Consider the following 22,724-nt stretch of genomic DNA (forward strand, 5'->3'; position numbering starts at 1 on the left):
TCCTCGCACGAGCGTTTGACGATGACTCAAGTGCTCGTGCCCAAAGCCCGAAGAATTGACGTCTATGGCTTCTTGGGAACCACCAACCCCTGGCTGAGGCGCTTTAGCACCCGCTGCTTCTGACGTCGCTTGTAAGCCTCGTGGGCGTTCTCGCCCATCTCGTTGAGGCGCGCAGTCTCCTCGTCGACGATCTGGAACTCCACCAGGGAGATGACGATGCGGCCCTTGCGTGGACGCGTGTCCTGCTCCGGCGGGGGCAGGTACGCGTCCATACGCACCGGGATGTCCACCACGAAGTTGAGCGCCCGGTAGGTGTTGCCTGAGAATGCGTTGCCGTTGCGGTCCTCCCGGTCCTCGTAGTTGCGGTCCAGGTGGAGTTGGGGGATGTGCGCCTCGAAGTGGGGGTTCTCCGCGAGCACCGCCTTGAACGGCAGCAGCGTGTTCTCCGTCTGGCCCGGCACAACGAGGTGGAAGGGAAAGAGCCGCTGCGTGAGGAAGTAGAGCACCGGCAACAGATCCTCGTGCTTCCTCGTCACCACTCGGAAGCGCGTGCGGTCATAGACCTGAGCAGCCACCGTCTCCTTCTTCGCCAGCAACTTGGTGACGAGCGAGTCCCGCGTCTTGATGGAGTGCGCGAACTCCACCACTGGCAGGCCCTTCTCCTGCATCTCTTGAGCAACGTTCAGCACCTTCTCCGTCACCAACTCGGCCAGCTCCGCCTCGGACACGGCCAAGCGGAAGAGCAAGTCCCTCCCCTCGATGTGCTGGATGACGTGCATCACCTTCAGCACCACACAGGCAATGCGGCGGTGGCGCGGTGAGCCCTTCGCGCCCGAAGCGAAAAGGAACAGGTCGTGAACCTCCTCGGGCTGCGCCACCGCGTCCGCGACGCGGTAGTTGAACGTCTTGCGCAGGTACTCCACCGCTTCCGCGAGCACGCCCCGGGCCCAGGCCTCGTCGTAGGGCCGGGAGACATCGAGCTGGTAGAGGCGCAGGAATCGGTCCACCTCGTCCCGTGTCTGGAAGTGCATCCGCCGCCAGTCGATGACCGAGCCACCGCGGAGGATAAGGCGGATGCGCTCCAGCTCACGCAGGCCCATCTCCTTCACCGTGAGGAGGGGCATGTCGGGGAGCACGGGGGTGAGCGAGGGGGGCTTCACATTGGGCTTCCTAGCCGAGCCGCCGCACTGGGAAAAGCCCCCGAAAAGCACGAAAGCCCTTCCCCCGAAGGGAAAGGGCCGTCGTTACAACCCGTCAAGCGGTCGGCTACTCGTTCGCAACCGCGCGGTTATTCTCGTACCGCACCTGGCTGACGACGCGGCCGTCCTCAGCCAGCTCCTTCACCACGCCGTTCTTCTTGCCGTCGCGGTACTCCTCGATGAGGCGGGGCTTGCCGCTGGGGAAGTACATCACCCGCTGGCCATCCCACCCACCGGCCTTGAACTCCGCCGTGCTCCACTTGGTGCCGGCTTCATCGTAGAACGCCCAGGTTCCCACCTTGAGGCCATTCTCGAACTGCCCCTGGGTCTTGAGCTTCCCATTGGGGTGGTACTCGACATACGCGCCGTGCGCGATTTGGGATTCGGCCTTGGTGTTCGCCTTGACGCAGGTGAGGCCCTCCGCCTTTGTACCGGCCTGCGTCGTACCCGCAGGGCAGTTCAGCTTCGCAGCGGTGTCGCCCGCCATCGCCGAGGGAGCAGCAAGGGCCAGCCCCAGGGTCAGCATTCGAATCAGCTTGGTAGACAGCATGGACTCTCCTTTTCGAGACGCCGGGTTTCCCGCGCGCACCGCAAAAGACGCAGGGGTTCAGATGATATTCACCCTCTCGTCCCGGGCGCCTGGAGGCGGCATGCGCGGCGCCAGGGCCGGGTACGCGCGGACTCCCACAACAAGAGAGCCCCGCCCATATTGCCGGGGCGGGGCTCGGTCCCTCATCTGCTCTTGCTAGTAGTTGGACTGCAGGCAGGCGAAGTTGCCACCCTTGAAGTAGTAGCCAGCGGAGTTGGTCGTGCTGGTGGCCGCAACGCACAGGTTGACGATAATCACTGCATTGTCACGGTTGGTGCCCGACACGACGTAGTTGCCCGACGAGCTGCTGATGCTCGCGTTCAGCTTGCCGCCGGTCGTCTGGACGTAGAAGAACTGGCTCACCTCTGCGGAGGTCTGGGGGAACGGCGTGTTGGAGTACGCAGAGACCCGGATGCGCAGGCGCTTGGGATTGCTGGCACCAGTGCAGAAGGCGGTGTCGGTCTGGGCGCTCACGAACTCGATCTTGTAGATGATGGGGCCCGTCGTGCCGAGATCGGACTTGGTGGGGAAATTGGTGTAGTTCTCGCACGTCGGCGTCGGGGGCGCGGAGCAGACGCTGCTGGAGCAGATCTGGCCGTAGGAGCAGGTGGAGAGGCCCTCACCGGAGCAGGTGTCGCCAGTGGTGTCACCCTCCTCGCACTGACCGGAGCCGGTGTTGCAGACGCGGTCGCCGGTGCAGTCAGAGTCCGCCGTGCACTTGGTCACGCAGACGTTGTCCAGGTCGGAGCAGACCTTGTCGGTGCTGGTGGCGTCCGAGCCGCCGTTGCAGAGCTGGTCCGTGGAGCACTGGCAGATCTTCGTGTTGGCCTCGGAGCTCGTGCCGCCCAGCGGCGCGCACGTCTTCGCCGACTCGGGGCAGTCCGTGCTCGCCTCACACGTCGTCACACACACGCCAGCAGTCGGGTGACAGATCTCGGTGCCCGCACAGTCATCGTTGCTGGTGCAGGTGGTCGAGCCCTCATCGTCGTCACCGCAACCAGCCATGAAACCGCCCATCGCGCTCAGCGCCGTGAGCACCAGCATCATCTTGCGAAGCTGCATGTTGAGCCTTCCTCCTAGTGGGAACGTCGCTCGGGGCCTCCGGCCACTGACTCCAGGCCCCAATCGTCCGTAGAAGCGGGCAGGCTTTAGTCCTGCCTGTCCGGACGTGTCAACGAGTGTCGACCGCCGTCTCGACGCCCTCCCACTGAGGAAATTCAGCGCTCACAAAAGCGGACAGTTCCAAACGAAAACGGGCGTGACGCACACGTCACGCCCGTCTCGCACACCACCTTCCCTTCACCTCAGAAAGTGAACGGGAAGTCGATGGGCGCGCCCTGCGTCTTGTGCCGCGGGAAGGTCCAGCTCTTGATGAGCCCGGAGATGCAGGTCGCCATGTACGTCGACTTGTACTCATCCGTGCGGCACGAGACGGCCGTCGTCTTGCCACTCGTCTGGATGGTCCACCGCATCACCAGCTTGCCGCTCAGGCTCGGGTCCTTCTTCTTCTGCTCGTTCACGCACTTGAGGATGGCGGGCTTGTTGGCCAGCACCACCGACATGATGTCTGACTGCTGCAGCCGGTCCGGAGTGGCGCCACCCGGCTCGGGCGGAACGTACGTGGTGGGCCGAGCCTCGGCCTGAGGCTTCGACTCCGCCTTCGGCTTCTTCGTGCCGAACAGCTCGTCGAAGTCGTCGCCCTCCGCTTCGCTCGAAGAAGACGAGGAGGCGCGCTCCACGCGCGCGGGCTTCTCCTCGGCATCATCACGGCGCGCGGACGAGGAGGAAGGCTTGCGAGGCGTCGAGCCACGCTCCACCTTCGCCACCGCGTTGTCCGGCACCTTCGCCGTCTCGGCCGGAGCCGCCGCGGGCGGAGGCGTGGGAGCCGCCGCCGCCACCGCCGGAGTCCCCGTCGCGGGAGGCGTCGCCGCGGGCGCCGGAGTCGCAGTGCCAGCCGCGGGCGCCGCCGCCACCGCGCCAGTCGCGGCCGGAGCCGTCCCTGGAGCCGCAGTGGGGCTCGCGGGAGCCGCGGCCGGAGCCGTCGCGGGTGCCGTCTGCGCCATGCCGGTCGGAGGCGGAGGCATGGGCGGCAGGTTGTTGTTCGCCTGCACCGGCGCGGTCGGCTGGGCCGCCGACGCCTGCGCGCCCGGAGGCGTCTCGGCGCGGCTGTTGCCATTGTTCATCAAGAACACCACCGCGCCGCCCGCCACGAAGAGCAGGCCCGCGGCGGCGCCCACCAGGAGCCCCATCTTGCTCTTGCCCCCGCCCTGCGCGACGCCCGGAGGCGGGTACGCCGGCGGATAGCCCGGCTGCGGATACGGCGCCTGCATGGGCTGCTGCGGATACGGCGCGGGCTGCGCGTAGTGCGGCGGCATGGGCTGCTGCGGATACGGCGCAGGCTGCGGCTGCCCGTACGGCATGGGCGCGGCGACGGGCATCTGCGGGCCCATGGCCACGTCGGCCCCGCGCAGCGACGGCGAGGACACCGGCTCGGGCGGAGGAATGGGCACGTCCAGCAGCCGCGACTGCGACACGGGCTCCTTGCCCAGCGCCGGCGCGGGCGTCGGCGGCGGCTTGGCGAGCGCGTCGTTCTCCTCCTTCACCAGCGACGCCAGCACGCTGGCCGCGGACGGCTTCCAGCCCACCGGCTCCTCGGAAGCGGCGGCCAGCACGCCATCGGAGCGCGACGCCTTGCCCGCGGCGAAGGCGGACTGCACCGGCCCCGAGGAAACCGTGGGCGTGGTGCCGGACACCGGCTCGGGCGCGACGATGACGGGCTTGGACGGACGCGGCGCCAGCACCGAGGCCAGTTCCGCCGTCTCCGACAGCGGAATCCAGTCGCTGAAGCCAGAACGCCAGCAGAGGCTGTCCGGCCCGACTTCACCGCGGTCCCACAGGTCCTTCACCTTCTCCACGGTGAACGGGCCGACCTGCTTCTCGTCGATGGCCACGTACCACTCGTGCGCCGCGGCGTTGGACTTCGCGTCCTCCTTCGCGGGCTCGGCCTCGGCCTCGGCCAGCTTGCGCACGTTCTCCGCGGTGGCGTCACGCGCCGCGGCCTCACCGGCCGCCTCACCCGCGGGAATCTTGTGCGTGCCGGAGCTGAGCACCTGGTCGAAGACGGCGCCAATCTCGTCCTCTTCCCAGTCCGTGAAGAGGCCGCCCTCGGGCGGCGTGCCGAGCGACGCGGGCATGGTGGCAGCGGACGACTCCGCCTCCTTGCCGTTGCCGCTCGCACTCAAGGATGACGCAGGCGCGGACTCAGTCGCCGAGTCCTTCGCGGCCGGTGCGCCCGCGGGGCGCACGGTGATGGTGTGGCCGCACTTCTTGCAACGAACCTTGACCCCCTTGGGGCCCACCTTGTCGTCGCTAATCATGTACTGCGCGCGGCAGCTGTCGCAGACGAAACGCATCTTTTCCGTAAGCCTCGGAAATGACGGGAGAAATCCCGCCTGAATCGTAGAAGTGCCCACCGGAGGGGTCAAGGATCGGCACCACGCCCGCCCGGCTGCTAATCAACGCGTGAACCCTCTTCCGGGTTCTGTCGCTACTTGCGCACCTGTACCTCCACGTGGGTGCCCACGGCGACACGCAGCTCGTGCAGGTCCTCGGAAGTGGCGAACACCAGCAACTCCCGCAGCTTGGTGCGCACGGGCACGCGGAAGGCCGAGCCCGTCTCGCCCTGCACCATACGGCGCACCGGCTCCATCTCCCCGGCGGCGAAGAGGCCCGCGCGCGCGGCTGTCAGCTCCGCGCCCTCGAGGTACTGACGCACCGCCTGCGGGGTGGCCGTGGGCAGCCAGGCACGCGCCGCCTTGGCCAGCGCCGCGCGGTCCGGCTCGCTGAGGCTCTTCTCCAGCAGCCGCCGCTCCGGGTCCACCAGGTGCTGCGCCTCGGCGATGCGCACGTTGCCCACCACGAGGCTCAGCGCCGCCTGGAGGATGGCCTCCAGCCGCTCCACCGCCACGCGCTGGCTGAAGGCCAGCTCCGGACGGGCGAGCGCCAGCGTGCGGCCCAGGAGGTAGTACACCTCCTTCTGGCCCTGCTCCGCGAAGTACTTGCCACCCACGCGCACGCTGGCCGGGTGCGTCTGGAGCAGCTCCGTGTTGATGAGCGGCTCGGGGGCCGGCTCGTTGGAGCGCTTGGCCATGCGCTCGCGCGTGGCCACGAGGAAGGGCGAGTACAGCTCCACCGCGTCCATGCCCAGCATGCGCGCCACGTAGCGGTAGTGGTGCACGTGGTACTCCTGCGCGCTGGCCACGTCGATACGGTGCTTCTTCGGCACCAGCTGGTACTGCTGGAAGGGCACCGCGTACAGGTGGCCCGTCTTCGCGAAGAGCAGCCCCATCAGCTCGGCGAGCGGGCCGCGGGCCTTCGGGTGGAAGAGGTGGTTGTGCCAGAGCTGGTCGTTCAGCGGCCGCGGCTCCAGCGCCTCCTTCTTCTTCGCGTAGGGCCCCAGCTTGGTGAGGATTTCCTGCTCGTCCTCCCCCGCCTCGCCCAACAGGCCCGCGACGGCCTGGGCCGCCAGCCACGCGCCGTCATAATCCTTGCGCATCGCGGACAGGCGCACGAGCTGGCCGCACACCTTGCGCGGGTCCGTGGTGTTGGGCAGCGCGCGGCGGAGCGCGGCGATGGCCTCGTCCTCGCGGCCCGGCAACTGCCCGGCGACTTCCGCGAAGGTCTCCTGCACCGTCGCGTCGTCCGGCAGGCCCTTGGCGGCCACGCCGTACGCGGCCACCGCGCCCTCCGGGTGCTTGAGCACCTGGAGGTACAAATCACCGAGCGCGCGCCACAACGCCATGCGCGCCACGTGCGTCTCCGGCGTCTTGGGCAGCCGGCCCAGCATCTTCGTGTAGTTCTCCTCCAGCGGCTTCCACTGGCGCGCCGCGCCCAGCATCGCCTCCAGCGCGCTGAAGGCCTCCACGAAGCGCGGGTCCAGATCGAGTGCCGCGTTGAAGGCCTGCGTGGCGCCCTCGACGTCCTTCAGGTCATCCCGGCGCAGCTCGCCGAGCGCGAACCACACGCGCTTGGCCTTGTGCGGCTCCATGGCCAGCGAGGGCAGCGACAGCATCCGCGCCAGCACGTCCGCGGCCTTCTGTCCCTGGCGCGTCTCGCGCAGGAGCACGTAGAGCTGGTCCATCACCTCCGGCACGTCCGGCTCCGCCTTCAGCGACGTGGTGAAGGCGTCGATGGCCATGTACGGGTCGTGCAGCTCGTCCCGGGCGATGCGGCCCAGCTCCAGCGCCACCTTCGCCCGGGCCTCGCCCTCCAGCACGCCCACGAGCTGCTGGCGCAGCTCGGCGGACTTCTCGTACTGGCCCGCCTTGTCCATCAGCGCCACCAGCGCGCGCAGCGTCGGCTCGTGGCCCGGGTCGATGGCCAGCGCCTTCTCGAAGTGGTTCTGGGCGCGGTCCACCTGGCCGAGCGCGGCGTGGATGTCGCCAATCTGCCAGTAGACCTCCACCACCTCGAGGTCGGTCAGCTCCTCGCGATGATGGATGAGGATGGTCTGGAAGACCTTGAGCGCGCCCTCGTAGCGGCGCGTCTGCACGAGCAGGTTGCCGTAGCCCTCCAGCGCGGGCAGGTAGGTGGCGTCCAGCTCGTAGGCCTTCTCGTAGCAGCCCAGCGCCTTGTCGCGGCGGCCCAGCTTCTCCGCCACGTAGCCCAGGCGGTAGAGCTGGCGGCAGAGGTCCGCGGCGCTGACGGCGTCCTTCTCCGTCATCGCCTTCTCCGCCATCTTCCGCGTGACGATGTCCAGCATCCGCTCGGCGGACGCCCAGTCCTCGTGGGCGATGTAGATGTCGGCCAGCGGGCGCGCGGCCTCGAGGCTGTCGGGGATGTGCTTGAGGGCCTCCTGCCAGTAGCGGGTGGCCGTGTCGCGGTCCTCGCGCGTCTCCGCGTGGTAGCGCGCGAGGTCCAGCAGGGCGCGGCCCTTGGCGGCCGGCTCCTCCGTCTGCTCCGCCTCCTGACGCAGCGTCTGCTCGTAGCCGCTGTAGTCCTTCTCCTGCTCCTGGATGCCCTTGAGGGCGCGGATGCTGGGCAGGTGGCCCGCGTCAATCGCGAGGGCCTGCTGGTAGGCACTCCGTGCGCTGCCGGAGTCCATCAGCATGTCCTCATTGATTTTGCCGAGCCGGTAGTACAGCTCCACCGCGTCCGGCGTCTGGCCGGCGAGCTCGGCCTCCTTCGACAGCATCTCGAGCGCGAAGGGCCAGTTGCCGCTGCGCTCGTACAGGTTGCCGAGCGCGTGCAGCGCCGGCCGGCACGCGGGGTCCGCCGCGAGCGCCGCGTGGTAGCTGTTCACCGCGCGGTCCAGCGCCTTGAGCTGCTGGTACTGGACGTTGCCGATGTCCACGTAGAGCTCGGCCTGCTCCTGCGGGCTCGTGGCCAGCGCGAGCTGCCGCTCGTACGCGACGATGAGGTCCTCCCAGCGGCCCTGCGTGCGGCGCAGACGGATGAGCGTCTTGATGGCCTGCACGTTCTGCGGGTCGATGGAGAGCACGCCCTCCACGCAGACGTCCGCGTTGGCCGGGTTCTGGTACTTGTCCTCCCAGATGGTGGCGCTGCGGAAGAGGACGCGGACCTTCTCGCGCCAGTCCTCGCTCAGCTCCAGCATCCGCTCGTAGATGGCGAGCAGGTCCGCCGGCTGGTCCAGCTTCGTGTGCAGCCGCTCCAGCGCCTCCAGCGCCGTGCGGTTGACCGGGTCGAACTCCAGCGCCTGCCGGTACGCCGACACCGAGGCCTCGTCGTCGCCGATGTCGCGCTCGTAGACGCCGGCCACCTCCACCTGGATGCGGGCCCGCTCCTCCACCGTGTCGGCCAGGTCGCGTGCACGCAGCAGCGTGGACGCCACGTCCGGCCACGCACGGCCGCGCCGGTACAGCGCGGTGAGCACGCCCAGCGTCTCGGCGTCCGGCTCCAAATCCAACGCGCGCAAGAGGGCGCTCGCGGCCTCGGTCGGGTCCTCCAGCTTCTCGTCCCAGACGCGGGCAATCTCCTTGAGGATGCCCTTGCGCTGCTCAATCGAGCCCGCGGCCTCCAGCTTCTGCTCCAGCGCGACGACGTACTCCTTGTCGCGCCCGCGCCGCTGGAAGACGGCGGCCAGGCCGTCCAGCGCGGTGGCGTTGGTCGGGTCGAACTCGAGAATCTTCCGGAACGCCTTCTCCGCGGCCTGCGGGTCATCCAGCCGCGTGTCATGGACGCGCGCGAGCGTGGCGTAGAGGCGCTCGGCCAGCGCACCGCGAGGCAGCTCGTCGGCCACCTCCTCGTAGACGGCGGCCAGCTCCTCGTGGCTGCCCGTCTCGTCCGCGAGCCGCTCGACTTCCTCCCGCAGCGTGTCGTCCGACGCGTCCAACTGGAGCGCGCGGCACAGCGCGAGGAAGGCCACGTCCTTCTGACCCAGCCGCTCCTCCTGCACCTTCGCCAGCTCGCGCAGCGAGGCCAGCTTCTCCTCGTCGGTGACGAGGTGGGGCATGTAGCGGTCCATCACCGTGGCGTACGCGCGCCAGTCGTTGTGCGTCCGGTACAGCCCGCGCACGCGCTCGTAGGCGGTGCGGTTGGCCGGGTCCAGCTCGAGGACTTTTTCGAGCGCTCCCGCGGCCTGCTCCGGCTTGCCGCCCTGCCCTTCCCACAGGTCCGCCACCGCGAAGTGCGTGGCCACCGCCTGCTCGCGCTCCTCGGCCGCCAGGTGCACCTGCACCTTCAGCTCCAGCGCGCGCACCGCGTCGTTCCACGCGCGCATGGACACGAAGAGCGTGTACACGCGCTCCAGGTCCTGCACCTGGTGCGGCTCCACCTCCAGCGCGCGGCGGGCGGCGTCCAGCGCCTCCTCGCGGCGGCCCATGCCGGCGAGCACTTCCGCCAGCCGCAGGCGCAGCGCCTTCACGCCCTCGCTGCTCTCCTGGAGCGGCACGAGCCGGCGCAGCACGCCCACCAGCTCCTCGCGCTGGCCCGTCTCGTCATACAGCTCGCGCAGCGTATCCAGGACGCCGCGGTGACGCGGGTCGCGGTCCAACGCGGCCTTGAAGTACGGCACCGCGGCTTCCGGCTGCTTCAGCAGGCGGTACACCACGCGGCCGAGACGCTCGTTGAGGCGCACCACCTCGCGCGGGTCCAGCGTGACGGCGAGCCGGCCCTCCAACAGCTCGCGCAAGTCTTGAGGACGGTCCGCGCGCTCGTACAGCGACTCCAGCGCGGCGAAGGCCTGCTCGTTGCGCGAGTTCTTCGCCAGCAGCTCGCGGTACAGGTCGATGGAGCGGCCCAGGTCCGACAGCCCGTCGGCGGACACCTGCGCCATCTTCCCGAGCACCCGGTCCCGCTCAGCGCCCGTCACCTTCTCCGACTGGAGCTTGAGGATGGCGTAGAGCTTCTCCGACGCACCGGCGCTCTCGTAGATGCCCTCCAGCAGGCGCGCCGTCGCGAGGTGCGCCGGCTCCAGCTTGAGGATGGCCTCGTACGCGCCGGCCGCGCGGTCCGGGCTGTCCAGCCGCTCCTGATAGAGCTGGCCGAGGCGGAAGAGGTAGCCCACCTTGTCCGCCGTCTCGGTGGCGCCCGTCACCAGCGCCTCGAGGATGCCGGCCAGCTCCGGCCACGCCTCCAGGTGGAGGTACAGCCGGTCCAACGCCACCAGCGCCTTGTCCTGCACCGCCGGGTGCAGCGTGCGCGCGCGCTCGTAGTAGGAGACGGCCCGGTCCGAGTCGCGCAGCTTCGTCTCCAGCAACTGGCCCAGCTTGAGGCACACCTGCGCGGCGTCCACGGCCTCGGCCACGCGCGGCAGGGCTTCCTCGTACGCCGACACCAGCTCGTCGTAGCTGTCGGAGGCGTCGGTGGCGTTCTCGAGCCGGCGGCGCACCTCGCCGTCGTTGGGGTCCTCCTTGAAGGCGCGGAAGAGGGCCAGGAAGGCCAGCTCCGACTCGCCCTGCGACTCGCGCAGCGTGGCCAGCTCGCCCAGCAGCGCCTTGCGCTCGGAGGCGTCGGTGGACACGCCCACGCGCGTCTCGATGACCTGCGCCAGGCGCGTCACGTCACCGCTGGCGCGCAGGGCGCGCAGCAGCGTCTCCACCGCGAGCAGGTTCTGCGGCTCGCGGTTGACGAGCGCCTCCATGCGGCCCACCGCGCCCGGGTGGTTGGGCTGCACGGCCAGCACCTCGCCGTACAGCGCCAGCGCGCCCGTCTTGTCCATCAGCCGCGACTCGCGCACGGTGGCCAGCCGGAACTTCAGCTCCAGCCCGGCCTCGGGCGGCAGCAGGGCGATGCGCCTGGCGAGCGCGTCGGCCAGCTCGGGCCAGCGCTCCTGCTTCTGGGTGAGCGCCTCCATGCGCTCCAGCGTCGCCATGTCGTCCGGCCTGAGCTCCAGCAGGCGGCGGAAGGTGGCCAGCGCGCTCAGCGAGTCCTTGAGCTGCTCCTCCTGCAGCGTGCCAATCTGGAAGAGCACCGCCGCGCGGCGCACCGGGTCCTCCGCCACGGCGAGCTGCCGGCGCAGCACCTCCAACAGCTCCTGCGGCTTGCCCTGCGAGGCCACCAGGCGCACCGTCGCGTCCAGTGCCTCGATGTCCGTGGGGCGCAGCTCCTGCACGCGCTTCCACGCCGTCAGCGCCTCGGCCTGCTCGCCCAGGTCCGTCTGGATGCGGGCCAGCGCGCGGTACAGCTCGGCGCGGGAGGCGTCCGCGGCCTTCGGCGCCACCTCGGACAGCACCGCGGACAGCTCCTCGGGCGCCTCGGCCTTGTCCACCAGGGACACGCACAGCTCGAGCGAGCGCAGGTCGTCCGGCAGCTCGCGCAGCGCGCGCGTCGCCGACACGAAGCCCATCTCCGGGTTCTCCAGCGGGCCCGCGTAGATTTCCGCGATGCGGCGCAGCAGCGCGGCGCGCTCCTGCGGCACGGCCTCCGCCGAGGCACGCGACTCCAGCATCTCCACCTGCTTCAGGTGGTTGCCCACCGAGGCGAAGATGGGCTCCAGCGCGCTGGCCGCGGCCCCTCGCAGCGGGCTGTCCGAGCGCGCCATCTCCTCCAGCGCGCCCACCGCGCCCGCGTGTCCGGCGCGATGCGCCAGCACGGACTGGTACAGCTCCAGCGCGCCGCGCGGGTCGTCCAGGCGCGACACCTTGAGGCGGCCCAAGCGCACGCGGAGGTCCGACGCCTCTTCCTGTGCACCGCGCGCGTCCGCGAGTTGGATTTCGCGCTCGATGTGCTGCGCCAGCTCCGGCCAGCGCTCCATGTCCGTGAGCACGCGGCCCAGCAGCTTCAGCGCGTTGCCGTTCTCCGGGCGCAGCACGAGGATTTCGCGGTACGCCTGCGCCGCCAGCGACTTGTCCGCCAGCGTCTCCTCCGCGAGGTGGGCCAGCTCGAAGAGCAGGTTCACCTGCGAGGACGGGTTGGGCTCCGCCGCCACCTGCCGGCGCATGGTGAGCGCCAGCTCGCGGTGCGCGCCGGTGCGGCGGTGCACGCGGGCGATGGACTCCAGCACGGCCTTGTTCGTCGGATCTCGCCGGCTCACCTCCTCCAGCGCGCGGACCGCGAGGTCGTAGCGCTTGAGGCGGTTGTCGTAGATGCCCGCGAGCCGACGCCACAAGTCACCGGCCAGCGGCTCCTGCGTGTCGCGCTCGAGCTGGTCCTCGTACGCGCCGGCCACCTCCTCGAAGGAGCCGGAGTCGGCCGCGAGGCGCTCCAGCTCGTCGCGAACGGAGGCCTCCTGGGGGAACTCGTTGAAGGTGCGCAGGCGCGCGACGAAGGCGAGCGACGTCTGGCCCAGCGCCTCGCGCAGGGTGGCAATCTCCTGCAGGTGCTCCAGCCGCCGCTCCGGCGCCACGCCGGGCAGCAGCACCTCCAGCACCTCCACCAGCTTCCGCGTGTCGTTGAGGCTGCGGTAGACGGGCTCCAGCAGGCGCGCGGCTTCCACGCGCGGGCCGTCGTGCGCCATCAGCCGCTCCAGGCCGGCCACCACCTGGCCGTCCCCGGGCGCCAGCTCCAGCAGCCGGCGGTACACCGGCAGCGACTCGGCCGGGCCCACTTCCTTCTCGAGCAACTGCGCGCGCTTCAGCAGCCAGCTCCGGCGCGCGTTGTCGTCCGCAGCGCCGTCCGCGAGCTGGTCCAGCACGTCCGCCTGCTCCGCGAAGCGCCGCGTCTTCGCGTACAGCTTCTCCAACGCGAGCAGCCCTTCGGACACCTTCCGCAGCGCCAATGCCGACCGGTACGTTTCAATCGCCTTCGCATCCTCGCCCGCGTTGGCGTAGGCCTCGCCGGCCTTGAGCAGCAGGCCCACGCGCTCCTCTGGGACGGTGGAGAGCTGCGCCTGGCGCGCATACACCTCGGAGAGGCTCTTGGCGTTCTGCCCCTTCTCATACAGGCGCGAGAGCGCCTCCAGCGCTTGCCGGTCCTGCGGCGCGTCCGCCAGCAGGTTCTTCCACAGGCGCGCGGCCTCTTCCGGCTGGTCCAGCGACTCGCGCAGCTCCGCGGCCCGGCGCAGCATCTCCAGCGCCGCCGGGTCTCCGGAGGTCAGCTCCAGCGCCGCCGTCTCGTAGATTTCCGCCAGCACCTCGTGCGAGTTCGTCTCGCGGGCCAGCCGCTCCAGGTCCGGCCGCACGCCATCGCGGTCCAACCCCTGCGCGAAGGACTTCACCGCGGACATGAAGGCCAGCGAGGGCTGGTGCATGTCGCGCTCGTAGATGCGGCGAATCTCCCCGGCGAGGAGAATCTTCTCCACCGTAAGCGCGGACTCCATCCTCGACTCGCGCAGCGCCACGCGGCGGGCGTGGTCACCCACTTGCGACAGCACGGGGTCCAGCACCTCCAGCGCCGCGCCGCTCGCGGGCACGGCGGCCTTCACCCACGCCTCCAGCGCGGCGCGCGCGCCCGGGTGGCCCGGGTCCTCCGCGAGGATGCGCTTGTAGAGGCCCAGCGCGGCGTTGGCGTCATCCAGCACGGTGCGCTTCAGCTCCGCGAGCCGGAAGGACACCTCGCGCCCCTGCGGGCTCTGCCCCTCCTGGTTGCGGCGCAGCGCGAGCACCCAGGCCAGGTCATCACTCCGCTCGCTCTCGGTGTAGAGCCGGTCCAGCACGGCCGCGGCCTCGCGGTTCGCCGGGTCCCTCTCCGCGATGGCGCGCCACGCGGCGGCGGCGCTCTCCTTGTCGGTGAGCTTCGTCTCGTGCAGCAGCGCGGCCTCGCGCAGGAAGACGAGCTGCTCGGCGGGCTCCGCCGTCACGGCGGCCAGCTTCTCCAGCACCTCCGCCAGCGCGGCCCACTCCTCGCCCGCGCGGTGCAGCCGCTGCAGGGCGCGCAGGCTGTCGAGGTTGCCCGGCTCCAGCGCCAGCAGCGAGCGCAGCGCCTTCACCGCGCCAGCCTTGTCGTCCAGCTTCTTCTCCTGGACCTCCGCCAGCTCGCGCAGCACCGCCACGCGGGCCGGGCCGACATCGCCCTCCTCCGCGAGCTCGCCCAGAATCTCCGCGTAGCTGTCCAGCGAGTCCGCGTCCTCCGCAGCCTGCCGCGCGGTGGAGCGCAGGCCCGCGTCACCCGGGGCGAGCCGCAGCGCGCGCGCCAGGGCCGCGAAGGCCAGCTCCGGCTGCCGCAGATGCGACAAGTGCACCTGGGCCGCGTGCCGCAGCGCCTGCACGCGCGCGGCGTCGTCCTTCGCCACCTCGGCCAGCACGTCCAGCGTGGCCACCAGCTTGCGGTGCTCCTTGGTGCGCTCGAAGGCGGGCACCAGCACGCGCGCCGCCGCCTCGCGCGCGGGGCCCGAGGCGAGCATGGCCTCCAGCGCGGCCAACGCATCCGGGTCCGAGGGGCGCTGGGTGAGGATGTCCGCGTAGCTCTGCACCGCCTCCGCGCTGCCGTCCTGCGAGCCCTGGAGGAGCTGCGCGCGGCGCAGCTTCAGGCGAGCCACCTTGTCCGCCTCACCGGCCGACTCGGCCAGCGCAATCAGCCGCGCCAGCGTGTCGCCCAGCTCGCGCGTGCGGCCGGCCTTCTCGTACAGCTCCGCGAGGCGCGGCAGGTACCGCCCCTCCTCCGCGCCGTGCGACATCGCGGCCTGGAGCGCCTCGGCGGCCTGCGCCGGACGGCCCAGCTCCGTGTTGAGGTCCACGAGCTGGAGCAGCAACTGCAACTTCTCCGGCCCGCGCGCGCCCTGGATGCGCTTGCGCAAGAGGCCTTCCGCGTCCGCCGCCCGGCCCGCGCGCCCGTACAGCTTCACCAGCCGCTGCAGCACCGCGTTGGACTCCGGCGCGCGGCCCACCGCCGCCTCCAGCGCCGCAATCGCCTCGGCGGCCAGGCCGCCCTCCTCCGTCAGCGTCGCGGCCTCGGTGAGCAGCGACACCGCGAGCTGCAAGTCATCCGACTCGGAGGCCAGCGTGCGCAGCACCCGGCCCAGTTCGGCGTGGGCGGACAAATCCCTCGCGAGGCGCAGGGCCTCCGCGCGGCCGCTCTCGTCCTTCGGGTCCTCGCGCAGCGCGCGCACCCGCACATCGAAGGCGGCGCGGCTGTCGGCGAGCTGCTTCTCGTGGATGCTGGCCAGCAGCGCGAAGAGGCGCTTGCGCGAGCCGGCTTCCGTCGTGGCCTCCAACTGCTGCTGGAGCGCCGCCACCTGTCGCTGGTGGTCACCCTGGCGCCCGTAGTGCGCCGCCAGCGCCTGGGTGATTTCCGCCGTGCGCACGCCCGCCGTCGCGAGCCGCTCCAGGCCGCCCACCACCACGCCGGTGGAGACGTTCTCCGAGAGCAGGCCGAGGAACAGGTCGGCCGCGTCCTCCTGCCGGCCCAGCCGCTCCGCGTACAGCTTGGCCTGGCGGGCCGTCCACTCGTTGCGCTCGAGCTGCGTCTCCGCGAGCCCCGCCAGCCGGCCGGCCAGCGCCGCCGCCTCGTCGAACTTCGACAGCGCCACGCACAGCGCCTGGAGCCGCTGCGCCGCCGCCGCGTCCTCCGGGGCGAGCTGCGTCAACTGGCGCACCAGAGGCTCCAGCTCCTCGGGCGCGGCGCCGGCCGCCTCGCGGCGGGACACCTCCGCCTCCAGCTTCGCCTTCGGGTCGTCCGCGAGCGCCGCGGCCGACTGCAGCGACTTCACCGCCTCCGCCGCCGCCGCGTCACCGGGCACGCGCGCCAGCACCTCGCGCCACGCGGCCTCCGCGCGCGCCGGGTCCGCCAGCGGCCCCTGGAGGAGCTGCGCCAGCTGACGCCAGAGCTGCGCCGCGACTTCCGCCACCGGAGCCGCCTGCGCCGCGCGCTGCAGCGCCAGGGCCAGCGCGGGCTGCGCCTGCGCCTTCTCCGCGTGCTCCACCACCGAGCCGAGCAGCAACGGCCGGCCCGGGTCCAGCTCCAGTGCCCGCGCCAGCACCTCGAAGGCGCCGCGCGCGTCGTCCTTCTCCTCGAACATCAGCGCGAGCGCCTCGCAGAAGGCCACCCGCTCCGCGCGCGGACGCGGCGCCAGCAGCGCCAGGTCCAGCAGCGGCACCACCGCCTCCAGCTCGTCGTCCTCGGCCAGCAGCCGCGCCAGCTGGAAGGCCGCCAGGGCCTGCGTGCCGTCCAGCTTCAGCGCCGCCTCCAGGTGCGTGCGCGCCGCCGCGGCGTCCTTGAGCTGCGTCAGGCACAGCTCCGCCAGCCGCAGCCGCATGGCCGCCTGCGCCGCCTTGTCCTTCACCGTGGCGAGGTAGCGCTCCATCACCGCGACGGCATCCGGGGCGCGGCCCTTCTCCAGCAGCAGCTCCGCGGTGAGGCTCGCCGCGTCCGCGCGCGACGGGTCCGCCGCCACGGCCTTCTCGAAGGCGCCGAGCGCCCCGTCGCCGTCGTTCAGCCTGCCCAGCCGCAGCGTGCCCACGCGCAGCCACAGGTCCACCTGCGCGGTGCGGTCCTTCACCTCGCCGGCCATGGCTTCAATCTGCGCAATCGCCGGGGCGAAGTCGCCGCCGGAGCGCTCGGCCAGCTTCTCAATCAGCGCCAGGCCTTCCGGCATGCCCGGCCACAGGAGGAAGCACCGGTCCAACGCCTCCTTCACCTTGCCGGCCGCGCCCGGGTCGTACCAGGCGAACAGCTTCGCCACGAGCAGCGACAGCCGGGCCGCGCTCTTCCTGTCGCGCTCCTCCAGCGACATGCTGCGCAGCATCCGCACGCGGTCGCGCCACGTCTGCTCGAAGCGCTGCAGCGCGCGCGACGCCTTCTCCACGCGCGCGTTCTGCGGCTCCAGCGCCCGCGCCACCTCCACCACCTTCTGCGCCAGCGCGTGCTCGGTGGGGTCGTCCACCAGCCGCTCCGCGAGCGCCGCGTACTCCTCGGCCATGCCCGCGTCGCCCAGCGCCTCGCGCTCGCGCTCCAGCGCCTCGAAGGCCGGCTGGAAGAGCTGCTCCGAGAGGAGCAACTGGCGCACGCGCCGGAAGACGGCGCGGTCCGGCTTCGCGCGCGCCGCCCGCTGCAGGCACAGCACGGCCCTGTCGCGCCGGAAGAGCTTCTGCTCGTAGAGGTCCGCCGCCTTGAGGTAGTGGCCCGAGCCCTCCTCGCCCTGCGTGGCGGCGCCCAGCCGCTCCAGCACGTCCGCCAGCGAGGCCGCGTCCTGCCGCGACTCGTGCAGCCGCTTCAGGCCGCGCAGCGCGGGCAGCGGGTCCTTCGCGACGAGCAGCGCGCGCTTGAAGAGCTCCTCCGCGCGGGGCGCGTTGCGCTGCCGCTCGTGAGCCAGATCCGCCGCGCGGCACAGGAGGCGCACCGCCTCGTCGGCGGGCACGTCCCGAGCGCGCCCCTCGTAGAGGCGGATCAGCTCTTCTACGCGGCCAGCCTTCTCCAGGGAGGCTTCGGCTTCGACGAAGGTCCGGTCATCGGACACACGCAGCGTGGGACGCGGGGGCGTGGGCTGTTGCATGGGGCAGGCGGGCCTTGGGTATGGAATTGGAACGCAGCGGGGGCGCCAGGGACCGGAACTCTACCGGTCGCCAGCGCCCCCGAGCAATCATGCAAAACCCGCCAAGCGGCGGGATTTATTGGCTTTCTTGCTACCCAGCCGAGGGAGCGGACGGAGGCGTCTCACCGCCGCCCTCGCCACCCTCTCCACCTTCCGCGTCGGCGGAGGGTTCCGGAGCCACCGCCGGCGCTTCCGGAAGGGCCTTGGCCCGCTCCACACCGGCGGTGTCATTCAGCTGGGTGAACAGCGCAATGGCCTTGTCACGCTGCTGCAGCTCCTCGGCGAGCTGGGCGGCGCGAGCGAGGTTGCCGAGCTTCTCGTGCAGCGGAAGCGCCTTGTCCTTGCGGCCGGCGCCCTCCCAGGCCTCGGCCGCCGCGGCGACTTCGCCGAGCAGCTCCAGCCACCGGGCGCGGCCCGCCGGCTTCTGCTCCGCCTCGGCGCGAGCCAGCTCCTTCTGGGCCAGCTCCTTCGCCTCGTCGTCCAGCTTCAGGCGCTGCATGAAGTGGAAGGCCTTGGGCGGAGGCAGCGGGCTGAGCACCTCCACCGCCTCGCGGCGCTGGCCCACGGCGGCCAGCAGCGTGGCGGCGCCGAGCCTGTCGCCGCGCTCCACCAGGCTCTTCACCTCGAGCCCGCGGATGCGGTTGGCGCTGGCCATGTCCCGGGAGCGCTCGTACGACTTGCGCGCCAGGGTGAGCTTGCCGGCGCGCTCGTAGGCGAGGGCCGCCTGGTCGAACTGGCGGGCGCGCTCGTACAGCCGGGCCACGTTCTCGAAGTCGCCCTTGCCCACGTAGTGCTCCATGAGGAGCTCGTAGGCGCCGGCCTTCTCCAGCGTGGGAGCGAGCTGATCCGGCGGCAGCGTGCCCACCAGCCGGCGGGCGATGTCGTTGTTGCCGGCGGCCAGGGCGTTGCGCAGGGCGCTCTTGAGGTCCCCGCCCGCCTCGAACAGGCGCGCGGCCTCGGCGAACGAGTTGTTGCGCTCGTGCAGGCGGCCCGCGTCGCGCGTGCGACCCATGGCCTCCAACTGCTTCACCTGCTCCGACCAGTCGCCCGTCAGCTCGGGCAGCGGGCGCTCGCCCCGCTCGGGACGGGGGCCCCGCTCGGGACGCTCGCCGCGGGGCGGACGCTCCGGACGCGGGCCGCGCTCGGGACGCTCACCGCGCTCGCCACGGGCCCCACGCTCGGGACGCTCGCCGCGCTCACGACGCTCGCCCCGCTCGGGACGGGGGCCGCGCTCACGGCGCTCCTCGGACCGGGGCGCCGGCGCGGGCTCCTCGGCCTCCGGGCCCGGCTGGCGGCCGCTGGCGGTGAAGGCCGCTTCTGCCCGCTCGGCGTCACCCGCCGCGCGCCAGACCTGGCCCACCAGGAACATCACGTCCGTCCAGGCGTCGAACTTCTCCTTGGCCGTGTCCACCGCGGGGGCCGCCGGAGCCGCGCCCTCGGCCGGAGCCGCCTCGCCCTCGGCGGGGGCTGCCCCCTCGGCCGGAGCCTCGGCGGGCGCAGCGGCCTCGGCCGGTGCCGCCTCGGCGGGCGCGGCGCCCTCGGCCGCGGCAGTCGGCGCCTCAGGGGCGGGCGGCTTCGGCTGACGCTGCACGCGCAGCATCGTGGTGATGAGACGGCCCTTCGTGTTGAGGTCCAGGTCCTCGAGGGACTTCAGGCGCATGGGCCTCAGCGAGCGGACGATGGCCTGCAGGGGCCCCTTCTCCGCCGTGAAGTCCGTCTTGGAAAGCGCCTTCTCCAGGACGCTCAGCTCGGCGATGACGCGCTGACCGGGGCCAACGGGGCCCTCATCACGGTCCCTGCGGCCACGGCCTTCGCCGCGACCACGGCCGCCATCCCTGCCGCCAGGGCCACCGGGGCCGCCACGGCCACCGAAGCCACCACCAAAACCACCGCCTCCCGGGCCTTCACGGCGCGGGCCCTGGCCCGGCGCACCCCCGTCACGACCACGCCCGCCGGGGCGCGGCCCACCGCTTCCATTCTCCTGAGGCACGTCTATCTCCCGCTAGCTCCCGCTAGAACGCGTAGCGAATGTTCGGCGCCACCGCGAACCCGAAGGAGCCTCCGCTAACGAGATAGTTCCCCGTTACCTCGAGCCCCACGGAAAAGTGGCGCAGCCTTGTGTAGTACTCCACTCCGGGCCCGGCAAACACAAGAATGTCGGAATCGGGGAGCAGACGCTTCGGCGCGAACATCGCGAGGCCTCCGCCGGCGCGGAGGTAGAACCACGTGCGCTTCGTCTCCTGGCTGTCCGCCAGGCCCACCAGGCGCACGCGCAGGGCCGCGCCGGGGACAATCGTGGAGAAGTCACCGGACACCGCGCCGCCCGAGTTGCCGACGTACTCGGCGCTCGTCCGGATGCTGGAGCCCATGACGAACACGCCCAGGGACAGCCGCTCGCCAATGTCCGCGCCGACTTCCACCTGCGCCATGGGGCCCGAGGAGAAGGGCCGGGGCGTGCCCTCGGGGGCGGGCGGGTTGGTGAGGAACAGCGGACCTCCCATCACCGCGAAGTACAGGCCCCGCTCGATTTCATTGAAGGTGACGGCGGGGCGGTCCCCGGTGTTGGCGGGGGTGGGTTGCTGGGCGCTCGCGGCCAGGGGGAGGAGGAACGAAGCGCACAGGGCAAGGGGGGCGAGGGCTTTCATGCGGTCCTGACGTTAGCGCGGCTCCCGTGGGGGATGGGAGCCGATGGAAACAGCGCGGGCGGCCCTGACTGGAGGTCCGCCCGCGCGACAGGGAGGCAGCCCGGCGTTACTCGCCGGCCTGCTTGAAGATGAACGGATAGGTGACGACCACCACGCCGCCACCCTTCGGCTCGGGGAACTTCCAGGTGCGTACGCGGCCCGCCACGCACGTCTCCAGCTCCGCGTTGCCCGCGGTGGACTGCGCCACCGAGGACGACGCCACCGAGCCCGTGGCGGTGATGACGAACTTCACGGACACCTTGCCTCCCAGCTTCGGGAAGCGGTTGAGCAGGCTCTCGTAGCAGTAGCGAATCTGCCCGCGGTTCATCTGGATGACCTTGCGGATGAGCTCCTTGTCCAGCGAGCCCATGACCTCCGGGTCCGACGAGGTGATGCCCACGTCCACGCTCTGCTTGCCGCCCAGCACGCCCACGCCGCTGCCGTACGAGCCGGTGCCGCCGCCGCGGCCCTTGGTGCCGATGCCGCCGATGCCGACGGTGTCACCCGTGCCGCCGCCACCGCCGCCGGAGCCGCGCAGGCCCAGGCCGCCGAAGCCGCCCGAGTCACCCGCCTTGGCGCCGAACATGTTGCCCATGGCGCTCTTCAGGTCGCCGCCGAGGCCGTTCTTGCCGAAGACGGTGGAGATGCCGCCCTTGCCGGAGCCGAAAATCTTGGCCGTCAGCGCGCGGGCCTCGTCCTTCTTGTTCGGGTCGCCCTTGGGCGCGGTGCGGTTGTTCGTCTTGGCCGCGTCCTTCTTGCCCATCTGCCCTTCGTCGCCGCGGCTCTTGGCGGCCATCTCGCCGCTCTTCTTCGCCTCCTTCTGCTGGTTGAGGCGCTCGAGGAACTTGTTCTTCTGGACCTCGGGGGGCTTGATGATGAGCTTGGCGATGCGGGCGTTGTCCGAGGCCAGCTCGTCCGCGAACTCGTCGTCCTCGCCAGTGCGGTTCATGGCGGTGATGACGAACGCGGTGGCCGCGAAGAACATCACCAGGAAGATGTTGAGCGCCGTGTAGTCCAGCGACTCGCCGAGCGGCGCCACCACGCGCTTGGGCACCGGCTGGAAGGCGGCCTCCATCGTCACGCCGCCCAGGTCCACCCAGAGGAAGTCTTCCGCGTCGAGCGTCAGCGCGTACGCCTCACCCTCGTGCGTGGCCTTGCCGGACTCGATGACCTCCTTGAGGTCCATCGTGTTGCCCTTGCGGGTCAGCTCGCCCTTCATCTTGCCGGAGAAGCGCACGGTGAAGGACTGGCCGTCGGAGCGCAGCACCTCGAACTTGGGCGCGCCGAGCTTCGTGTCGCCCATGATGAAGTTCACGTCCGCGGCGCTGCCCACGGTGAACGAGCGCTTCAGCCCCGGGGCGATGAAGAACTCGCCCACGCGCTGGTCGCCCCAGGCGAAGCGCAGTCCCACGCCCATGGGGCCGTTGGACTTCGACTTGCGCACGGTGCGCACCACGCGCGGCGCGGGCTCGGCGGCGGGAGCCGCGGCCTCCACCGGCGCGGGCTCGGCGGCCGGAGCCACCGCGTTCTGCTGCGTGGCGGCGAAGGACGCATCCAGCGCGCCCGAGGCGGCGGGAGCCACGGCGCCGGCGGCCTGCGCCAGGCCCACCGCGGGCGCCGGCGTGGCGGCAACGACGGGGTTCTTCTCCGTCGTCTCGTCCACGCCGGCCACGGCCACGGCCAGGTTGGCGGCGGCCACGGCGGCCGGGTTCTCCAGGCGGATGGTGGTGCCACCCACGCGGATCTCGTCACCAAAGGCGAGCTGCCCCTTGTTGACGCGCTTGCCGTTGACGTACGTGCCCTCGACGCTGCCCATGTCGATGATGGACATGGTGCCGTCGGCGGCGACCTCGATGACGGAGTGGATTCGGCTGACCTTCTCGTCCTCCAGGCACAGGTGCGCGGAAGAGAGACGGCCAATCTTGATGATGTCGCGCTCGTAGTCCTTGGAGGCGACCAACGAATCGCCCTTGAAGACCTTGAGTGTCAGGGGGACGGCCATGAGGGCTCCTACAAAAGGTGGGTGTTGGCTCCAGACAACGCGCGCTCCGACAGGTTCCCGCCGGAGCGTTTGACGTCGCCTACAGCTCCCCCACGGACTGCATCACCTTGTCCTCGAAGTCCTCGCGGATGCGGATGAGGTTCGAGTGCTTCACCTTGCCGCGCGTGTCGATGTACTCGCCGTCCGGCTTCGTGAGGTCGCCTTCGATGGTGTCGTCCTCGAAGTCGATACTGGTGGTCTTGGAGTAGCGCACATTGCCCTCCCCGCCCCCACTCCCTCCGCCCTGGGCCTTGTTGCCCTCGTCCTGGGCGAAGGCCGGGGCCACCGCGAGGACCGCGCACAGCATCAGTGCCTTCCGCATCACTGCCTCCACGAGGGCCCTCGA

The 22,724-nt window shown here is 71.1% G+C and carries 9 protein-coding genes; all 9 read right to left on the bottom strand.

What is annotated here, in order from left to right; translation table 11 throughout:
• Positions 1-62: 62 nt before the first annotated feature.
• Positions 63-1,160 (bottom strand): TIGR04552 family protein, encoded by a 1,098-nt coding sequence (locus ACVTJA_RS35410; RefSeq protein WP_465826350.1) that lies wholly within the window; start codon positions 1,158-1,160, stop codon positions 63-65.
• A gap of 106 nt (positions 1,161-1,266) precedes the next feature.
• A complete protein-coding gene (locus tag ACVTJA_RS35415) occupies positions 1,267-1,749 on the bottom strand; it encodes a toxin-antitoxin system YwqK family antitoxin (RefSeq protein WP_465826353.1) in 483 nt (160 codons plus the stop codon).
• A 195-nt stretch (positions 1,750-1,944) separates the two neighbouring features.
• Complete coding sequence (locus ACVTJA_RS35420) at positions 1,945-2,850, bottom strand: hypothetical protein (protein WP_465826356.1); 906 nt, start codon at positions 2,848-2,850, stop codon at positions 1,945-1,947.
• A 242-nt stretch (positions 2,851-3,092) separates the two neighbouring features.
• Positions 3,093-5,201: an adventurous gliding motility protein GltJ gene (gltJ, locus tag ACVTJA_RS35425; RefSeq protein ID WP_465826358.1), complete on the bottom strand. Its 2,109-nt coding sequence runs from the start codon at positions 5,199-5,201 to the stop codon at positions 3,093-3,095.
• A gap of 134 nt (positions 5,202-5,335) precedes the next feature.
• The gene (locus ACVTJA_RS35430; protein ID WP_465826360.1) at positions 5,336-17,614 is read right to left on the bottom strand and encodes a tetratricopeptide repeat protein; all 12,279 of its coding nucleotides are present in this window, start codon (positions 17,612-17,614) and stop codon (positions 5,336-5,338) included.
• 130 nt (positions 17,615-17,744) lie between these two features.
• Positions 17,745-19,643, bottom strand: a complete 1,899-nt coding sequence (locus tag ACVTJA_RS35435; protein ID WP_465826363.1) for a DEAD/DEAH box helicase — start codon at positions 19,641-19,643, stop codon at positions 17,745-17,747.
• Between the two features lie 22 nt (positions 19,644-19,665).
• Positions 19,666-20,298: an adventurous gliding motility protein CglE gene (gene cglE / locus ACVTJA_RS35440; RefSeq protein ID WP_465826364.1), complete on the bottom strand. Its 633-nt coding sequence runs from the start codon at positions 20,296-20,298 to the stop codon at positions 19,666-19,668.
• Positions 20,299-20,404: 106 nt separating this feature from the next.
• Positions 20,405-22,339 carry an adventurous gliding motility protein GltG gene (gene gltG, locus ACVTJA_RS35445; protein WP_465826368.1) on the bottom strand — a complete coding sequence of 645 codons (1,935 nt, stop codon included), beginning with the start codon at positions 22,337-22,339 and terminating at the stop codon, positions 20,405-20,407.
• Positions 22,340-22,418: 79 nt separating this feature from the next.
• Positions 22,419-22,700 carry an adventurous gliding motility protein CglF gene (cglF, locus tag ACVTJA_RS35450; protein WP_465826370.1) on the bottom strand — a complete coding sequence of 94 codons (282 nt, stop codon included), beginning with the start codon at positions 22,698-22,700 and terminating at the stop codon, positions 22,419-22,421.
• Between the last annotated feature and the right edge of the window lie 24 nt (positions 22,701-22,724).

This window comes from Pyxidicoccus sp. M6 (assembly GCF_055568925.1).